This window comes from Mesorhizobium sp. B2-4-13 (assembly GCF_006658535.1).
Lineage (GTDB): Bacteria > Pseudomonadota > Alphaproteobacteria > Rhizobiales > Rhizobiaceae > Mesorhizobium > Mesorhizobium australicum.
Genome location: NZ_VFVB01000007.1, coordinates 18,029 through 33,087, shown reverse-complemented (window position 1 = coordinate 33,087; position 15,059 = coordinate 18,029). Strand labels below are relative to the sequence as shown.

Genomic DNA, 15,059 nt, shown 5'->3' with positions numbered 1-15,059 from the left:
TCACATGAAAACCTCTTCCGACACCGGCTCCAACACCACCATCCGCGAACGGCTGGGATTGCGGCCGATCATCAACGTCTCGGGCACCATGACCGCGCTCGGCGCCTCGATCATCGTCCCGGAAGCGATCTCCGCCATGGCTGAAATGGCCTCGCAATGGGTGGAAATGGACGATCTGCAGCGCGCCGCGAGCACGGTCGTCGCGCGCCTCACCGGCGGCGAGGCCGGCTTCATCACCGCTTGCTGCGCCAGCGGCATCACCATGGCGATCGCCGGTGCGATGACCGGAACCAGCCTGCTCGCCATCGAGCGCCTGCCCGACGACACTGGCGACCTCAAGTCGGAGGTCGTCATCCAGCTCGGCCACATCGTCAATTACGGCGCCCCGATCGACCAGTCGGTCCGCGTCGCCGGCGCCAGGGTGGTGCCCGCCGGCACGGTCAGCGTCACCCAGGACTATCATGTGCGCGAAGCGATCAACGAGCGCACGGCGGCGGGTCTCTACGTCGTCGCCCACCACACCGTGCAATACGGCATGCTGTCGCTGGAGGAATTCTGCGAGATCTGCCACGCCAAGGGCGTGCCGGTGATCGTCGACGCCGCGTCCGAATATGATCTGCGCGGTTTTCTGGCGCGCGGCGCCGATGTCGTCATCTACAGCGGCCATAAATTCCTGAGCGGGCCGACCAGCGGCATCGTCACCGGCCGCAAGGATCTGGTGCGGGCCGCCTATCTGCAGAACCGCGGCGTTGCGCGCGCCATGAAGGTCGGCAAGGAAAGCATCGCCGGCACCATGGCGGCACTCGAAGCCTGGGAGAAGCGCGACCATGCCGGAATCCGCCGGCGCGAGGAAGCAGCGCTGAACCTGTGGAAGGACGCGCTGCAGGGACTGCCCGGCATCGTCGCCATCATCATTCCCGACCCCACCGCCAATCCACTCGACCGGCTGCAGATATTCGTCTCCCCAGAGAGCCGCTTCACCGCCGCCGGTCTTGCCTCGGCCCTTGCCGCCGGCTCGCCGCCGATCATCGTGCGCAACCACGAGGTTGAGCGCGGCCATTTTTTCCTCGACCCCTGCAACCTTCACCCCGGCGAGGCGGAGATTGTCGCCGAACGTCTGCGCGCCGTGCTGACGGCGAAGGAGCGCCCGGCCGACGCGATGAAGGTCGCCCGCAAGGATTCGTCAGGCGTCTTGCGCTGGCCGGATTGATCGCTAACCGAGCATGCCGACGGCATCGGCTGATCACGCGACTGTGAACAGCCGGATTTGCCCACGCGGGAATAAATCGTCTCTTCAACAAGTCTCCTCGACATACGCCACGGCTGGCGTTGAGGAGACTGGCATGCCCCATCATCGCGAGCACAGCGAACACGGCTGCGGCGTCAGCCGCCGTCATGCGCTGCCGAGCATGATCGTCATCAGTCCCTTCTCCATGGCGCCCCTCCTTTTCATAGCGCCCCTCCTTTCATAGCGCTTGACACTGGTGACGCAGATGAATTCACTTTCAGCAAGGCAGACGACTTTGCCCGTTTCCGGGGGCTTTGCTCCTGCAAGCCAGGCAAAATCGCTGTCGCATCTTGAGGCGGCACGGCCTGTCCGCTCCGGAGAGGATCATGGTGCTGCTTTGAGCGACAGGGCCCTGGCAGAGCGTTTCAACGACGTAGTGCTGCCGCATCTTGGCGACGCGCTGGCGCTTGCCCGCTGGCTGACCGGCAATGCCGCCGACGCCGAGGATGTCGTTCAGGACGCCTGCATCAAGGCGCATGCGGGCATATCAGGCTACGCCGGCGGCAATGCCCGTGCCTGGCTGCTGACCATCGTGCGCAACACCTCCTACACCTGGATGGCGCGCAACCGGCCGCGCGGCATGATGGCCGTCGGCGACCTCGGCGATCTCGACGACATGGCGGCGGCCCATGGCACCAGCCTGCCGGACGAGGACGGCCCGGAGGCGAGCCTGATCGCCAGGGCCGACATGGCGGCACTGGAGGCTGCGATCGCTGCCCTGCCGCAGCCGTTTCGCGAAACGCTGGTGCTGCGCGACATTAACGGCCTCAGCTATCGCGAGATAGCGGCCATGCTCGACGTGCCGATGGGTACGGTGATGTCCAGGCTGGCCCGCGCCCGCGGCCTGCTGGCGTCCGAACTGGGGAGAGCGCCATGACCGGCCATGACGATGGACTGCCCAATGATCCCGAAGGTATCAGACTGATGATCCACGCCCTTGTTGATGGCGAGCTTGATGCGGCGGCGGCCCTTGCCGTGGAGCGTCGTATCGCCGCCGACCCCCGGCTTGCCGCCGAACATGCCCGCATCCTTGCCTTGCGAGGCGCGGTCAGCCGCTTGCCGCGCCCCGACGTGAGCGACGCCTTTCGGGCCCGCATCGCGGCGATCGGCATGGCCAGCACCGAGCAGCCGGCCACAGCCGAGGCAGCAGAGCCGCAGCGCGGCACGCCGTCGGCGCTGCCGGGCTTGATCGCCGGCGCTGGCGTCGGCCAGCGGCGTGAAGCCGGGACGCGTCCTTCGCTGGCGCGGAGATCGCCGAGGGCAAGCCGCTTCGGCTCGTTCGACTGGCGCGCCATGGCGGCATCGATCATGATCAGCGCGGTGCTGGCCAGCGGCGCGACGCAATGGGTAATGTTCAACGGCGCCGAAGACGGCTTGGCCGCAGCCGTCGCCAGCGGCCATCGCCGCAGCCTGCTCGCCGCGAGCCCGATCGACATCGTCTCCTCCGACCGCCATACGGTCAAACCGTGGCTCGACGCCCGCATCGGCGTCTCGCCGCCGGCGCCGGACCTTGCCCAGGAGGGCTTCGCCCTCATCGGCGGCCGGGTCGAGGTGATATCAGGCCGGCCGGTACCGGCACTGGTCTACCGCCACCGCGAGCACCTGATCACCCTGGTCGCCGAACCGCAGCAGGGGGACAAGACCACCCAGCCGGACGATCTTTCCTCCGGTGGCTTTTCGATGGTGCACTGGAGCGACGGCGCCTTCTCCTATTGGGCGATCTCCGACATGGAGCGCCCCGAACTCGACGACTTCGTCGCTCGCTTCCGCAAGGCGGCGGTATGAGCTGGAATGTGGCCGTCGGCATCTCGCCGATGGCCTGAAATCCTTGCGGCCCCGCGCGAATTCCGCTAAGGCGCGCCTTTGTCGCCGGGGAGCAGAAGCTTGGACGATCAACGCGCCGACGTCGCCATCATCATGGGCAGCCAATCCGACTGGGCGACGATGCGCCAGGCAGCGGAGACGCTGGAGGCGCTTGGTGTGCCCCACAAACGGCTGATCATCTCGGCGCACCGCACGCCCGACCGGCTCTATGAGTTCGCCAAGGGCGCCAAGGCCGCCGGCTACAAGGTCATCATCGCCGGCGCCGGCGGTGCCGCGCATCTGCCCGGCATGACGGCGGCGATGACGCCACTGCCGGTGTTCGGCGTACCGGTGGAATCGAAGGCGCTGTCGGGCCAGGATTCGCTGCTCTCTATCGTCCAGATGCCGGCCGGCATTCCTGTGGGAACGCTGGCCATCGGCAAGGCTGGTGCGGCCAACGCGGCCCTGCTGGCCGCCGCCGTGCTGGCGCTCAACGACGACAAGCTTGCCCAGCGCCTCGATGCATGGCGCGCCTCGCAGACCGCCAAGGTCGCGGCCGAACCGACGGATACGCCGTGAGCCTGCCCGCCGGATCGACCATCGGCATCATTGGCGGCGGCCAGCTTGGCCGCATGCTGGCAATGGCCGCCGCCCGGATCGGCTACCGCACCATCGTGCTGGAGCCTCAACCGGATTGCCCGGCGGCACAGGTCGCCAACCGGCAGATTACGGCCGCCTATGACGATCCGGCAGCACTTGCCGAACTGGCGGCTGCAAGCGCCGTCGTCACCTACGAGTTCGAGAACGTGCCGGTCGCCGCCGCAACCGCGCTTGCCGCCAAAATGCCGGTCTATCCGCCGCCGCGGGCGCTTGACGTGGCGCAGGACCGGGTGAGCGAAAAGACATTCCTCAACGGCATCGGCATCGCCACCGCCGCGTTCCATCAAGTCGACACCGACGACGAGCTGGCGGCGGCGCTGAAGGCCTTCGGCGGCAGCGGCATCCTCAAGACGCGGCGAATGGGTTACGACGGCAAGGGCCAGCGCGTCTTCCGCAACATGGAAGCCGGCGGTTTCGCCGGCACCTGCGAGGCGATGGGCAATGTGCCGCTGATCCTGGAAAGCTTCGTGCAGTTCGAGCGCGAGATTTCCGTCATCGCCGCGCGAGGGCTGGACGGCACTGTCGCCGCCTACGATCCAGCCTGGAATGTGCACCGCGACGGTATTCTGCACACATCGACCTTGCCGGCCGGCGTTGCGCCGGCGACCGCGCGGGACGCGAAAGACGCGGCGACGAAAATCCTCTCGGCGCTCGACTATGTCGGCGTCATCGGTGTCGAGTTCTTCGTACTGGCCGGCGGCTCCCTGCTGGCCAACGAGATCGCGCCCCGCGTCCACAATTCCGGCCATTGGACCGAAGCCGCCTGCATCGTTTCGCAGTTCGAGCAGCATATCCGCGCCATTGCCGGCCTGCCATTGGGAAGCTCGAACCGTCATTCCGATTGCGTGATGGAGAACCTGATCGGCGACGACGTGCTGCGCGTTCCCGCCTTGCTCGCCGAGCCCGACCTGATGCTGCACCTCTACGGCAAGGCCGAGGCCCGGCCCGGTCGCAAGATGGGTCATTTCACCCGCATCAGCCGCCGCGGCTGATACCAGACACGCCTATTGCACCTCGTCGCTGTCCGCGTCGGGGCTGGCGCAACTTGCATCGCCTTCCTCGCAATTGGCGGAGGCGGCGAGCTGCTTGATGCGATCATTGGTCAGCCTGGTCAGGCATTGCGAGACCTCCATCGCATGGATGGACCCGCCTTGGCTGGCGGCGGTGTTGTGCGCGCATTCGGCATCCCGGAAGCTGATCCAGGCGCGTTGTGCCACCTGAAGCAATCTCTTGCCATCGGCATCATCGGAGCCGATCAGCGCCTGATAGGCCGCATTGAGCCTGGCGTCGGCCGCCTGATAGTCCTCGCCGGCACAGATATTCATCATCTGCTGGCTGTCGTCGGAGCGGTCGCATTCTTGCCCTCGGGCAGCCGAGCTCGCCGCCAGGATGACGAGGCAGGAGGAGAGGAATATTCGGCGCATGGTCGTCCCCAAATCGCTTGCGATGGACTACATCATCCCAGCCGGCCCATGGCCGCGCAATGCCACGGGGCCGACATGGCGGATATTTGATGATATCGGGACGCGGAGCACGCTTGCGGTTGACTTACGGTTGACATGGGCAAGTCTCCTCGTTTATGAGCCACCCACCGTTCAAAAGGCGCGTCTTCTGGCGCGCCTTAAAAATTCGACCCCGAACCGGGTCCAGACCGACAGGCAAGACCATGAAGATCAAGAATTCGCTCAAGGCGTTGAAGGCGCGTCACCGCGACAACCAGCTGGTTCGCCGCAAGGGCCGTGTTTACATCATCAACAAGACCGCCCCGCGCTACAAGGCGCGCCAGGGTTGAGTTTTCGGCCGGAGGCTTTTTCGTCTCCGCCCACTGATGCTTGTCGGCCAGCCGACCTTCCCATGCTAAAATCACTTTGATGTTCCGCCGCCCGGGATTAAACTCGGGCGATGCGGATTCTTTTTGTATTCTTGACGACTTTGCTGGTTTCCGGCGTCATCCCCCTGCCGGCCCAAGCCGGTGATCGGCCGATCGCGGTGGCGGCCGCGGATGGTCAGCCGGCGCCCGCCGATGCCCAGCCAGCGGCTCCGGACACTCCGGCCACGCCGATGACGAAACAGGCCCGGCTCGACAAGTTGTTCTCCGACCTGAAGCGCGAGCGCAACGAAAAGGCCGCCGAGCGCATCGCCGGCAGCATCTGGAACGAATGGTTCCAGTCCGGCAGCGCCTCGATCGACCTGATGATGCAGTGGTCGCAAAAAGCGATGAATGATCAGAAATTCGACGTCGCGCTCGATTTCCTGGACCAGGTGGTGACCTTGCTGCCTAGCTACGCCGAGGGCTGGAACCGTCGCGCCACCGTGCATTTCATGATGAAGAACTACGGCAAGTCGATGGCCGACATCGACCGCACGCTGCAGCTCGAGCCACGCCATTTTGGCGCGCTGTCGGGCCTGGCCCAGATCATGGCCGAGACCGGCCACAAGCAATCGGCGCTCGAGGCCTGGCAGAAGGTGCTGGCCATCTACCCGATGATGCGCAGCGCCCAGAACCAGGTCGCGACCCTGTCGGAAGAGCTTGCCGGCGAAGGCATTTGATAGATCAGGAAATAGCCATTAGGCGCTGGCGCTGGAGCCAGCCCTACTGCCCTACCCCACAACTTATCCCCCTCCATCCCCGTATATCCCAGCATGAACCTGATCTATGCCGCGCTCGCCTTCCTGATGGCGCTTGTCCTTGCCCTGGTCGGCGTCACCCGCGCCGGCTCGTGGCTGATCGAGCGCCGCGGTCCTTCGGTCGGGGCGTTCGCCGACATCGACGGTGCCCGCATCCACTACGTCCACCTCCCCGCCCCAGCCAGTGCGGATCTGCCGCCGATCGTCTTCATCCATGGCGCCAGCGCCAATTTGAAAGACCAGATGCTGCCACTCAGGCCGCTGCTTGAAGGCCGCGCCGAAATGCTGTTCTTCGACCGGCCTGGTTTTGGCTGGTCCGGCCGCGGTCCAGGCAACAATGAGGACCCATCGGCGCAAGCCGCAACCATCGCCGCCCTGATGGACCGTCTCGGCATCAAGAAGGCAATCATCGTCGGCCATTCCTTCGGCGGCGTGGTGACGGCGGCTTTCGGCCGCGAGCATGCGGACAAGACGCTCGGGCTGGTCTTCCTGGCGCCGGCGACCCATCCCTGGCCGGGCGGCGCGACGTCCTGGTACTACGACCTGACCACCATTCCGGTGATCGGCCGGCTGTTTTCCGAGACGCTGACCTATCCTGTCGGGACGCTGTGGATGGCGGACGCCACGACCTGCGTCTTCTCACCCAACAAGGTGCCCGACAATTATCTCGCCGCAACCTCGATCCCGCTGGTGCTGAGGCCGTCGGCCTTTCGCGCCAACGCCACCGACGTTGCCGGCCTCTATCGCTATGCGCTCGCCGCCGCACCGCACTACAAAGAGATCACGGCCCCGACCGTGGTCATCTCCGGCGACCGCGACAAGGTCGTCTATGCCCGGATCCACTCCGTCGGCCTGGTGCGCGACATCCCGGGTGCCGAGCTCGTCTGGGTGCATAATCTCGGTCATAAGCCGGACTGGATCGCTTCCGACCTCGTCGTCGGCGCCATCGAGAAAGTCGGCGGCAAGGATATCGATCTGGAAGCAATCGCCAGGACGGTGGAGGCACGGATTGCCGGCGACACGTATGGCACGGGCAAATGCGCCGACATCAAAGAACCTGAAGCGGAGCTCGCGCCGACCTGATGCGTGCCATCCGAAAACGGCCACCGCAGCCCGCCATTGGGATCAGAGCGGCATGTACGTCCTGAAACACGGCATAAAGAGAAATCCGGAAAAGCGATGGGCGCTGCCGGATCGCATCTTCTTCGGTCACGGCGCATGCGCCATTCTCGCCGGCACCTTCCTCAAGCATCCGCCTTTGGAGGGATTTTACGGCGAACGGATCATTCCTGACGAAGGCTTTTCAGGAAACCATATCTATGTGACGAACGGCCTGATCGCTTTCGACTATCATGGCTATTGCGCCCGAGAGCGGTTGCTCGAACACCATGAAAGAAGCTGGGCTTCGCGCAACGCCGGATGGCGTTGCACGATTGCGAAAGTGGATTTCGATCTGCTCGATAAGACCGAACTCAACCGGCGAAAGATGCTCGGCCCGGATCAGTATCTGCATGACCCCATTCCTCGCGCGCGACGGTTCCTCCAGCGAAAAAACCACGCGGAAGCCGCGGCAAGAGCGCTCAGGACTGCAACGACGCTGGGGGCCGACTACCGGCCGGCTGTTTCCGATCCGACATAGGCGATGCGCAGCATGTTGGTCGATCCCGGAGTCCGCAGCGGCACGCCTGCGGTGATGATGACCCGGTCGCCCGGCTTGCCGAAGTCTTCTTCCAGCGCGATGCGGCAGGCGCGGTTGACCATGTCGTCGAGATCGGTGGCATCGGGCGAGACGACGCAATGCGTGCCCCACAAAAGCGACAGCCGTCGCGCCGTGTTGAGGATCGGCGACAGCGCGATGATCGGCACCTGCGGACGCTCGCGCGCGGCGCGCAGGCCGGTGGTGCCCGATGCCGTGTAGGTGATGATCGCCGACAGTTTCAGCGTCTCGGCGATCTCGCGGGCGGCCAGCGAAATGGCATCGGCGCCGGTCGCTTCCGGCTCCGAACGCTGTGCGTTGATGATGCCGGCATAGGTCGGATCGGTTTCGACCTTGGCGGCGATGCGGTTCATCATCGCCACCGCCTCGACCGGATAGGCGCCCGCTGCCGATTCCGCCGACAGCATGATCGCGTCGGCGCCTTCGAAGACGGCAATCGAAACGTCGGACACTTCGGCGCGGGTCGGCACAGGGGCGGTGATCATCGATTCCAGCATCTGCGTGGCGACCACCACCGGCTTGCCGGCACGGCGCGCGGCGCGCGTGATCTGCTTCTGGATGCCGGGCACCGCCTCCAACGGCATTTCGACGCCGAGATCGCCGCGGGCGACCATCAGCGCGTCGGACAGTTCGATGATCTCGGCCAGCCGGGCCACGGCCTGCGGTTTTTCGATCTTGGCCATGATCAGCGCGCGGCCACGGGCGATCTTGCGCGCCTCGGCCAGATCTTCCGGCCGCTGCACGAAGGACAGCGCGACCCAGTCGACGCCCGTGGCGAGCACCGCGTCGAGATCCTTGCGGTCCTTCTCGGTCAGCGCGCCGACCGGCAGGTCGGTATCGGGCAGGCTGACGCCCTTCTTGTCGGAAATGGTAGTGCCGGCAATGACGGTGCAGACGATCGACTTGCCGTCGCTCTTCACCGCCTTCAGCTCAAGCTTGCCGTCGTCGATCAGCAGCCGATGGCCAGCCTCGACCGAGCTCAGGATTTCGGGATGCGGCAGGTAGACCCTTGTCGAGGTGCCGGGCTCGGGATTGTCGTCGAGCGTGAATGTCTGGCCCAGCGTCAGGACTTCCTTGCCATTGGCGAACTTGCCGACGCGCAGCTTCGGGCCTTGCAGGTCGGCGAGGATGCCGATCGGCCTGCCAACTTTTTCCTCGACGGCGCGGATGCGGGCGACCAGCGTGCGCATCAGCTCATGATCGGTATGGCTCATATTGATGCGGAACACATCGGCGCCGGCTTCGAACAGCTTCTTCAGCATCTCCTCGGAGGAAGATGCCGGACCGATTGTGGCTAGGATCTTGACCTTGCGGCTACGTCTCATTGACTATTCGTTCCCGGGGCGGCTGGAGCGCCTCCCGTTGCGGGCTCGTCGGTGAGCTGGACCATCCAGCTTGCCTGCTCGCCCGTGTCATATTCCTGGAATCCGGCGCGCTGGAAGCCCCTGGCGACGCAGTCGCTTACGCCGGCAATCTTGAACTCTTTTTCAGCCACGCACATGTTGATCGGGCCGTCCCAGCGTCCACCGCGCTCGGCGTCTTCTGCATAAAGATAGTAAAACCTTGATGACAGCGGTCCTTCGATCAACGTCTTGCAACTCGATCCCTCGATGTGCCACCAGCCCTCGGTGATCCAGCCGGCCTTGGCCCGATAGCCGATTCCGACGCCGACCAGGTTCTGCGTGGCGTTGCAGACGCGGAAGTCGGCGCGCGCCGGTGAAGCTGTGACCATCGCTGACAGTCCCACGGCGAGCGTCAGGAGCGGCATGGCTAAGGCAACGCGCGCGCGCTGCCCGCCGTCGGAACCCATCCTAAAACCCCTCAAGAACCACATCAGCATCTCTCTGCGCCCCTTTTCGGAAAAGTCCGGGCGCATGTCAACGCGCCGTTTTGACCAATTCCAATCGATTTAGGAAGGCTCCCAGCGCACGACCGTCGCCCCGTGCCAGATTTCCCGGGAAACCTTGGCTAAACAACGGCATTGCGCACACGTCGTCTTCGTGGAATGACGATAGCATCCTCCCCGAAGGCCAGCGAACGACCATTTTCCGCCAATGACCCGATCCACAGTTTTCGCGCCCTTCGACATTGTCGAGGGCGACCGCAAGCGAGGCATTGTGCTGCTGGCCGATCATGCCCGCCGCGACCTGCCGGAAGAATATGGCAGCCTGGGGCTGCCGGCGGCCGAATTCGACCGCCATATCGCCTATGACATTGGCGTCGAAGCGGTGACGCGTGAACTGGCGGCCTTGCTCGAGGCGCCGGCGGTGCTCGCCAATTTCTCGCGGCTGCTGATCGATCCCAACCGAGGCGAAGACGATCCAACACTCATTCGCCAGCTTTACGACGGCACCATCATTCCGGGAAATTATCCCCTGGCGCAGGAGGAACGCGAAAGGCGGCTCGATCGCTTCTACCGCCCTTATCACGACGCGGTCGGCGCCATGATTGCGTCGGTCGCTCAGGCTTCCAGGCAAGCGCCTTTCATCTTCTCGGTGCATTCCTTCACCCCCGCCATGCAGGGCAAGCAACGTCCGTGGCATGTCGGTATTCTGTGGGACGAGGACGACCGGGTGGCGCGACCGCTGATCGATATGCTGGCTGAGGACAAACAACTCGTCGTTGGCGACAACGAACCGTATGATGGCGCGTTGCGCGGCGACACCATGTTCAGGCACGCCATCGTCAATGGCTATGCCCACGCGCTGATCGAAATCCGCCAGGATCTGATAGCGGACCAGAAGGGCATTCTCGCCTGGGCCGGGCGGCTCGCACCGATCGTTGACGCGATCGACCGCCGTCCCGATATACATGCGGTAAAGATGTTCGGCTCGCGCACCGGGCCGCTATGACGGAGGTTTCGATGACCGAACTCAGCAACGAACAGAAGCGCGACTTCGAGGCCGCCGCCTTTCGGCGACTGGTCGAGCATTTGCGTGAACGGGGCGACGTGCAGAACATCGATCTGATGAACCTCGCCGGCTTCTGCCGCAACTGCCTGTCGAACTGGTACCGCGAAGCAGCCAATGCCGAAGGCGTCGAGCTCGGCAAAGAGCAATCGCGCGAGATCGTCTACGGCATGCCCTATGCGCAATGGCAGGCGCTCAACCAGATAGAGGCTTCGGACGCCAAGAAGGCGGAATTCGAAGCACGGCGCCCCAAGGATCACTGAGCCCGTTTAGCCCAAATGCTTTCCCACAACAGCGCTTGACTGAAAATTGAATCGATCTAATTTGCCGCGCAAAGCCATTTTCTGACCGGATTCGTGCCATGAACGCTTCGAACGCCATGCAGACTGCCATTCGCGGGCGATGGGCCGTGGCGGCCATTTTCCTCGCCAATGGTTTCCTGACCGGCAGCTGGGCGCCGCAGATTCCTGTCTTCCTGACCCGGCTCGACATCTCGAAATTCACGCTCGGCCTGCTGATCCTTTTGTTCGGCGCCGGCGCGGTCACCGCCATGACATGGTGCGGCCACCTGATCTCCAAACACGGCTCGCGCACCGTGCTGCGCTGGTTCGGCCTGTGCGGCAGCCTCGGCCTGCTGGTCGTGGCGCTGGCACCCGACGTGCCGCTGGCGGCCATCGCCATGTTCATATTCGGCGGCTCCATCGGCGGCATGGATGTCGCCATGAATGCGAATGCGGTGGTGGTGGAACGGCGGCTGGGGCGCGCCATCATGTCCTCGTCGCACGGCTTCTGGAGCCTCGGCGGTTTCGCCGGCGGCGCCCTCGGCGGCTTCGCCATCCAGACCTATGGCCACCTCGCCCATGCCGCGGTGGTGACCGTGCTTGCCTTCGCGGCAATCGCGGCGGCGGTGCCCCACATCGTGGCCGAAAACAAACCGCAGGCGGTCGAGCATCATAAATTCGCTCTGCCGGCAAACCCATTGGTCTACCTCATCGGCCTGATGGCCCTGTTGACGATGATTTCAGAGGGCGCGGTGCTCGATTGGGCGGCGCTGTATCTGCGGCAGGAACTCGGCGCCGACCTCGCCGTCGCCGGTCTTGCCTATGCGGCTTTCTCCGGCGTCATGGCGATCATGCGCTTTTTCGGCGATGGCGTCCGCAACCGCTTTGGCGCGGTGATGACACTGCGCGGCTCGGCCATCGTCGCGGCCGCCGGCATGCTGATCGCCGGCCTGTCGCCTTCGGCTTGGCTCGCCATATCAGCCTTTGCGCTTTGCGGCTTCGGCATCGCCAACATGGTGCCGATCATCTTTTCGGCCGGCGGCAACCAGGAGGGCATGTCCTCGGGCACCGGCATGAGCGTCGTCACCACCATGGGCTATTCCGGCATTCTGGTGGCGCCGTCTGCGATCGGCTTCGTCGCCGAGCATTCCAGGTTCGGCCCGATCTTCATCGCCATGTCGGCTCTGCTGATCGTCGTCTTGCTGATGGCCGGATTGGCTCACCGCGCCGAATTCGCTCCGGATGCCGCGCCCGCCGAATAGTGCTTCAATTCCTCGTGGAGAAAATCAGCCACGCGGCGGATGCGCACGCTGGTGCGCACGTCGCGATGCATGGCCAGCCATACCGGCAGGGCAGGCAAGGGCAGGCCGGGCAACACCTTCTCCACCAGCGGATCGCGGTCTGCCAGCGGCTCCTGGCCAAGACCAACGCCGTTTCCCGCCCGCACCGCTTCCCAGAGCACGATCTGATTGTCGGCCCTGAAACGAAAGCTGTTTCGGGTGACCGGGATGCCATACTGGGAAAAAGCCCGGATCATTTCGTCGCTGCGATCGAAGCCGATCAGGGCGTGATTGACGAGGTCGGCCGGCCCCAGCGGGCGCCCGCACCTGTCGAGATAGGACATGGCCGCGCAGGCGCAGAGTTCGATATCGCAGACCTTGCGCGCCACCAGTTCGTTCTGCGCCGGCTTGACCATGCGGATGGCAATGTCGGCATCCCTGCGCAGCAGGTTTTCGACCTGGTTCGAGGCAACGATCTCGACCTCGATGCCGGGCTCGTCGATGCCGAGCCGCGCCATCATGTCGGGCAGCACATAGGCCGCTACCACCTCACTGGCCGCGATGCGCACAGTGCCTTCGATCGCCTCGACCGAACCCAGCGCGAGCCGTGAAAAGGCGCTTGCCTGCTCGCTCACCGTCTTGCCGCGCTCGAACAGCGTGGCTCCCGCTTCGGTCAGCGCATAGCCGCTTCGCCCGCGCCGGAAAAGCGTGACGCCGAGCGCCTGTTCCAACTCCCCGATGTGACGGCCAAGCGTCGGCTGGCTTGCCGACAGCTTCCGCGCCGCGGCCGACAGGCTGCCGGTTTCCGCCACGGTGACAAAGCTCTTGATCAGGTTCCAGTCAATGTCCCTCATTCAATAATGAATATCAAAACTGCATTCATAGTCAACTTTAATTCATCGATGAAGCAATCATATTCACCCTGCAAACACCGATACCGACTGCAACAACCAATCAGGAGTAATCCAATGACCAAGATCGCAATCGCAACCGCCGCCCTCCTCATCGCCGCCAACACGGCTTTCGCCGGCAGCGACAAGTTTGGCTCGGACAATGCCAACCAGCCGACCGGCGTCACCACCGACAATGTGACCACCACGTCGATCGGCAAGTCCGAGGCGACCAATCAGAAGCCTGTCGTCCAGGGCAGCAACCGCGACCTCTTCGGCAGCCGCTGAACGGCGGCCCTCGAAAATCCAGAAGCGGCGGGCTCGTCCCGTCGCTTCTAGGCAAACCCCGCACTTGAAAACGAATAAGGAGACGAAGAATGACCAAGATCGCAATTCTCGGCGCCAATGGCCGGCTCGGTCGCGTGGTTGCCAAGGCCTTCATCGACGCCGGCTTCGACGTCCGCGCCGTCACCCGTACCGGCATGGTGCCAGCCGAGCTTGAGGGCGCCACGGCGGTTGCCGGCGATGCGCTGGACCGTCAATCGCTGATCCAGGCCACCGAGGGCGTCGACATCGTCTTCAACGGCCTCAACCCGATCTACACCGACTGGGGCAAATGCCTGCCAATGGCCAAAAATGTCATGGCCGCCTGCCATGCCAACGATGCGCAGCATCTCTTCCCCGGCACCGTCTACAATTACGGCTCGCCCATGCCGGCGGTGATCACGGAAGACACGCCGTTCCACCCGACGACCGAGAAGGGCCGCATCCGCTGTGCCATGGAGGATCTGTTCCGCCGTGAGGCCGAGGCCGGACGGGTGCGCACCATTGTTCTGCGGGCCGGCGATTTCTTCGGCGGCACCGGCAGCGGCTCCTGGTTTGACCTGATCGTCGCCGCCAAGATCAACAAGGGCATCTACACCGCGCCCGGTCCGGCCGACCTCGTGCATGAATGGGCCTATTTGCCGGATTTCGCCGTCGGTTTCGTCGCGCTGGCCCGCAATCTCGACAAGCTCGGCTTCTATGAGGCGCTGAACTTTCCAGGCCATGCCGTCACCGATCTCGAGATCAAGGTGGCCGCCGAGAACGCCGTCGGCCATCAACTCAAGATGACTTCCATGCCTTGGTGGGTGCTGCGCGCCGGCAGCCCGTTCGTGGCGATGTGGCGAGAGATCGTCTCGATGTCATACCTGCGCTTCGAGCCGCACCGGCTGGCCTCGACGCGGCTGGAAGGCATCATCGGCGAAATCCCGCATACGCCGCTCGATCAGGCGGTGAACAAAGCCTTGCAGGATATTGGCATCGCCGTCGCTCCCGCCCGTCGCCAGGCCGCCTGATCGAGCTTGCTGGCAGGTGAGAACAGCTGCGCTCGGTAAGGGTCCGGCGGCGGATCGTTGCCGGTCAGATCCTGCCCAGCACAAGCAGGATCAGCACCACGACCAGTATGACGCCGACAATGCCCGATGGTCCGTAGCCCCAGGAGCGCGAATGCGGCCATGCCGGCACAGCGCCGATCAGGATCAGGATCAGGATGATAACGAGAAGTGTGCTGATCGTCATTTTGAGCCCTGGCCGTCTGGTTGCATTCGAGGGAACAATGCAA

General features: G+C 64.3%; 19 protein-coding genes. 14 read left to right on the top strand and 5 right to left on the bottom strand.

Going from position 1 to position 15,059, the window contains the following annotated elements; all coding sequences use genetic code 11:
- Positions 1–4: 4 nt before the first annotated feature.
- The 5 genes from FJ936_RS19435 to FJ936_RS19415 all read left to right on the top strand — a co-directional run bounded on the left by FJ936_RS19435 (position 5) and on the right by FJ936_RS19415 (position 4,743).
- The gene (locus FJ936_RS19435) at positions 5–1,210 is read left to right on the top strand and encodes an aminotransferase class V-fold PLP-dependent enzyme (RefSeq protein ID WP_141906882.1); all 1,206 of its coding nucleotides are present in this window, start codon (positions 5–7) and stop codon (positions 1,208–1,210) included.
- Between the two features lie 415 nt (positions 1,211–1,625).
- Complete coding sequence (locus FJ936_RS19430) at positions 1,626–2,165, top strand: sigma-70 family RNA polymerase sigma factor (protein ID WP_141906881.1); 540 nt, start codon at positions 1,626–1,628, stop codon at positions 2,163–2,165.
- The gene (locus tag FJ936_RS19425; protein ID WP_141906880.1) at positions 2,162–3,073 is read left to right on the top strand and encodes an anti-sigma factor; all 912 of its coding nucleotides are present in this window, start codon (positions 2,162–2,164) and stop codon (positions 3,071–3,073) included. Before FJ936_RS19430 ends, FJ936_RS19425 begins: the two co-directional genes overlap by 4 nt.
- Positions 3,074–3,172: 99 nt before the next feature.
- The gene (purE, locus tag FJ936_RS19420) at positions 3,173–3,670 is read left to right on the top strand and encodes a 5-(carboxyamino)imidazole ribonucleotide mutase (protein WP_023773946.1); all 498 of its coding nucleotides are present in this window, start codon (positions 3,173–3,175) and stop codon (positions 3,668–3,670) included.
- Complete coding sequence (locus FJ936_RS19415) at positions 3,667–4,743, top strand: 5-(carboxyamino)imidazole ribonucleotide synthase (RefSeq protein WP_141906879.1); 1,077 nt, start codon at positions 3,667–3,669, stop codon at positions 4,741–4,743. Before purE ends, FJ936_RS19415 begins: the two co-directional genes overlap by 4 nt.
- Positions 4,744–4,755: 12 nt before the next feature.
- Here the strand turns inward: FJ936_RS19415 and FJ936_RS19410 are convergent, their stop codons facing one another.
- The gene (locus FJ936_RS19410; protein ID WP_015315324.1) at positions 4,756–5,175 is read right to left on the bottom strand and encodes a lysozyme inhibitor LprI family protein; all 420 of its coding nucleotides are present in this window, start codon (positions 5,173–5,175) and stop codon (positions 4,756–4,758) included.
- Between the two features lie 242 nt (positions 5,176–5,417).
- Here FJ936_RS19410 and ykgO point away from each other — a divergent pair, with 242 nt between their 5' ends.
- The 4 genes from ykgO to FJ936_RS19390 all read left to right on the top strand — a co-directional run bounded on the left by ykgO (position 5,418) and on the right by FJ936_RS19390 (position 8,018).
- On the top strand, positions 5,418–5,543 hold the full coding sequence (gene ykgO / locus FJ936_RS19405) for a type B 50S ribosomal protein L36 (RefSeq protein WP_006327841.1): 126 nt from the start codon (positions 5,418–5,420) through the stop codon (positions 5,541–5,543).
- Positions 5,544–5,653: 110 nt separating this feature from the next.
- Positions 5,654–6,301, top strand: coding sequence for a hypothetical protein (locus FJ936_RS19400; RefSeq protein WP_141906878.1), 648 nt, complete (start codon positions 5,654–5,656; stop codon positions 6,299–6,301).
- A 93-nt stretch (positions 6,302–6,394) separates the two neighbouring features.
- Positions 6,395–7,462, top strand: a complete 1,068-nt coding sequence (locus tag FJ936_RS19395; protein ID WP_141906877.1) for an alpha/beta hydrolase — start codon at positions 6,395–6,397, stop codon at positions 7,460–7,462.
- 52 nt (positions 7,463–7,514) lie between these two features.
- A complete protein-coding gene (locus tag FJ936_RS19390; RefSeq protein WP_141906913.1) occupies positions 7,515–8,018 on the top strand; it encodes a hypothetical protein in 504 nt (167 codons plus the stop codon).
- Here FJ936_RS19390 and pyk read toward each other — a convergent pair.
- Entirely contained in the window at positions 7,988–9,421 is a 1,434-nt protein-coding gene (gene pyk / locus FJ936_RS19385; RefSeq protein ID WP_023773940.1) for a pyruvate kinase, read from the bottom strand. The genes FJ936_RS19390 and pyk overlap by 31 nt on opposite strands.
- Positions 9,418–9,906, bottom strand: a complete 489-nt coding sequence (locus FJ936_RS19380) for a DUF1036 domain-containing protein (RefSeq protein WP_141906876.1) — start codon at positions 9,904–9,906, stop codon at positions 9,418–9,420. Before FJ936_RS19380 ends, pyk begins: the two co-directional genes overlap by 4 nt.
- A 244-nt stretch (positions 9,907–10,150) precedes the next feature.
- On the opposite strand from FJ936_RS19380, the gene FJ936_RS19375 reads away from it, so the two are divergent.
- The 3 genes from FJ936_RS19375 (at position 10,151) to FJ936_RS19365 (ending at position 12,548) form a co-directional block, all read left to right on the top strand.
- Entirely contained in the window at positions 10,151–10,948 is a 798-nt protein-coding gene (locus tag FJ936_RS19375) for an N-formylglutamate amidohydrolase (protein WP_141906875.1), read from the top strand.
- A gap of 11 nt (positions 10,949–10,959) precedes the next feature.
- Entirely contained in the window at positions 10,960–11,268 is a 309-nt protein-coding gene (locus tag FJ936_RS19370) for a DUF1244 domain-containing protein (protein ID WP_015315317.1), read from the top strand.
- 98 nt (positions 11,269–11,366) lie between these two features.
- Positions 11,367–12,548, top strand: a complete 1,182-nt coding sequence (locus FJ936_RS19365; protein ID WP_141906874.1) for an MFS transporter — start codon at positions 11,367–11,369, stop codon at positions 12,546–12,548.
- Here FJ936_RS19365 and FJ936_RS19360 read toward each other — a convergent pair.
- Positions 12,506–13,420 carry a LysR family transcriptional regulator gene (locus tag FJ936_RS19360; protein ID WP_141906873.1) on the bottom strand — a complete coding sequence of 305 codons (915 nt, stop codon included), beginning with the start codon at positions 13,418–13,420 and terminating at the stop codon, positions 12,506–12,508. The genes FJ936_RS19365 and FJ936_RS19360 overlap by 43 nt on opposite strands.
- A gap of 114 nt (positions 13,421–13,534) precedes the next feature.
- On the opposite strand from FJ936_RS19360, the gene FJ936_RS19355 reads away from it, so the two are divergent.
- Positions 13,535–13,744, top strand: a complete 210-nt coding sequence (locus FJ936_RS19355) for a DUF680 domain-containing protein (protein WP_141906872.1) — start codon at positions 13,535–13,537, stop codon at positions 13,742–13,744.
- A gap of 89 nt (positions 13,745–13,833) precedes the next feature.
- A complete protein-coding gene (locus FJ936_RS19350) occupies positions 13,834–14,793 on the top strand; it encodes an SDR family oxidoreductase (RefSeq protein ID WP_141906871.1) in 960 nt (319 codons plus the stop codon).
- Between the two features lie 64 nt (positions 14,794–14,857).
- On the opposite strand, the gene FJ936_RS19345 is transcribed toward FJ936_RS19350, so the two are convergent.
- Positions 14,858–15,016 (bottom strand): DUF3309 family protein, encoded by a 159-nt coding sequence (locus tag FJ936_RS19345; RefSeq protein ID WP_015315312.1) that lies wholly within the window; start codon positions 15,014–15,016, stop codon positions 14,858–14,860.
- Positions 15,017–15,059 lie beyond the last annotated feature (43 nt).

Coding starts and splice junctions, on each gene's coding strand:
- ykgO (WP_006327841.1), top strand. CDS start 5,418: ATGAAGATCAAGAATTCGCTCAAGGCGTTGAAGGCGCGTCACCGCGAC.
- FJ936_RS19360 (WP_141906873.1), bottom strand. CDS start 13,420: ATGAGGGACATTGACTGGAACCTGATCAAGAGCTTTGTCACCGTGGCG.
- FJ936_RS19395 (WP_141906877.1), top strand. CDS start 6,395: ATGAACCTGATCTATGCCGCGCTCGCCTTCCTGATGGCGCTTGTCCTT.
- FJ936_RS19350 (WP_141906871.1), top strand. CDS start 13,834: ATGACCAAGATCGCAATTCTCGGCGCCAATGGCCGGCTCGGTCGCGTG.
- FJ936_RS19365 (WP_141906874.1), top strand. CDS start 11,367: ATGAACGCTTCGAACGCCATGCAGACTGCCATTCGCGGGCGATGGGCC.
- FJ936_RS19425 (WP_141906880.1), top strand. CDS start 2,162: ATGACCGGCCATGACGATGGACTGCCCAATGATCCCGAAGGTATCAGA.
- FJ936_RS19355 (WP_141906872.1), top strand. CDS start 13,535: ATGACCAAGATCGCAATCGCAACCGCCGCCCTCCTCATCGCCGCCAAC.
- FJ936_RS19345 (WP_015315312.1), bottom strand. CDS start 15,016: ATGACGATCAGCACACTTCTCGTTATCATCCTGATCCTGATCCTGATC.
- FJ936_RS19380 (WP_141906876.1), bottom strand. CDS start 9,906: ATGGGTTCCGACGGCGGGCAGCGCGCGCGCGTTGCCTTAGCCATGCCG.
- pyk (WP_023773940.1), bottom strand. CDS start 9,421: ATGAGACGTAGCCGCAAGGTCAAGATCCTAGCCACAATCGGTCCGGCA.
- FJ936_RS19375 (WP_141906875.1), top strand. CDS start 10,151: ATGACCCGATCCACAGTTTTCGCGCCCTTCGACATTGTCGAGGGCGAC.
- FJ936_RS19400 (WP_141906878.1), top strand. CDS start 5,654: ATGCGGATTCTTTTTGTATTCTTGACGACTTTGCTGGTTTCCGGCGTC.
- FJ936_RS19435 (WP_141906882.1), top strand. CDS start 5: ATGAAAACCTCTTCCGACACCGGCTCCAACACCACCATCCGCGAACGG.
- FJ936_RS19390 (WP_141906913.1), top strand. CDS start 7,515: ATGTACGTCCTGAAACACGGCATAAAGAGAAATCCGGAAAAGCGATGG.
- FJ936_RS19370 (WP_015315317.1), top strand. CDS start 10,960: ATGACCGAACTCAGCAACGAACAGAAGCGCGACTTCGAGGCCGCCGCC.
- FJ936_RS19410 (WP_015315324.1), bottom strand. CDS start 5,175: ATGCGCCGAATATTCCTCTCCTCCTGCCTCGTCATCCTGGCGGCGAGC.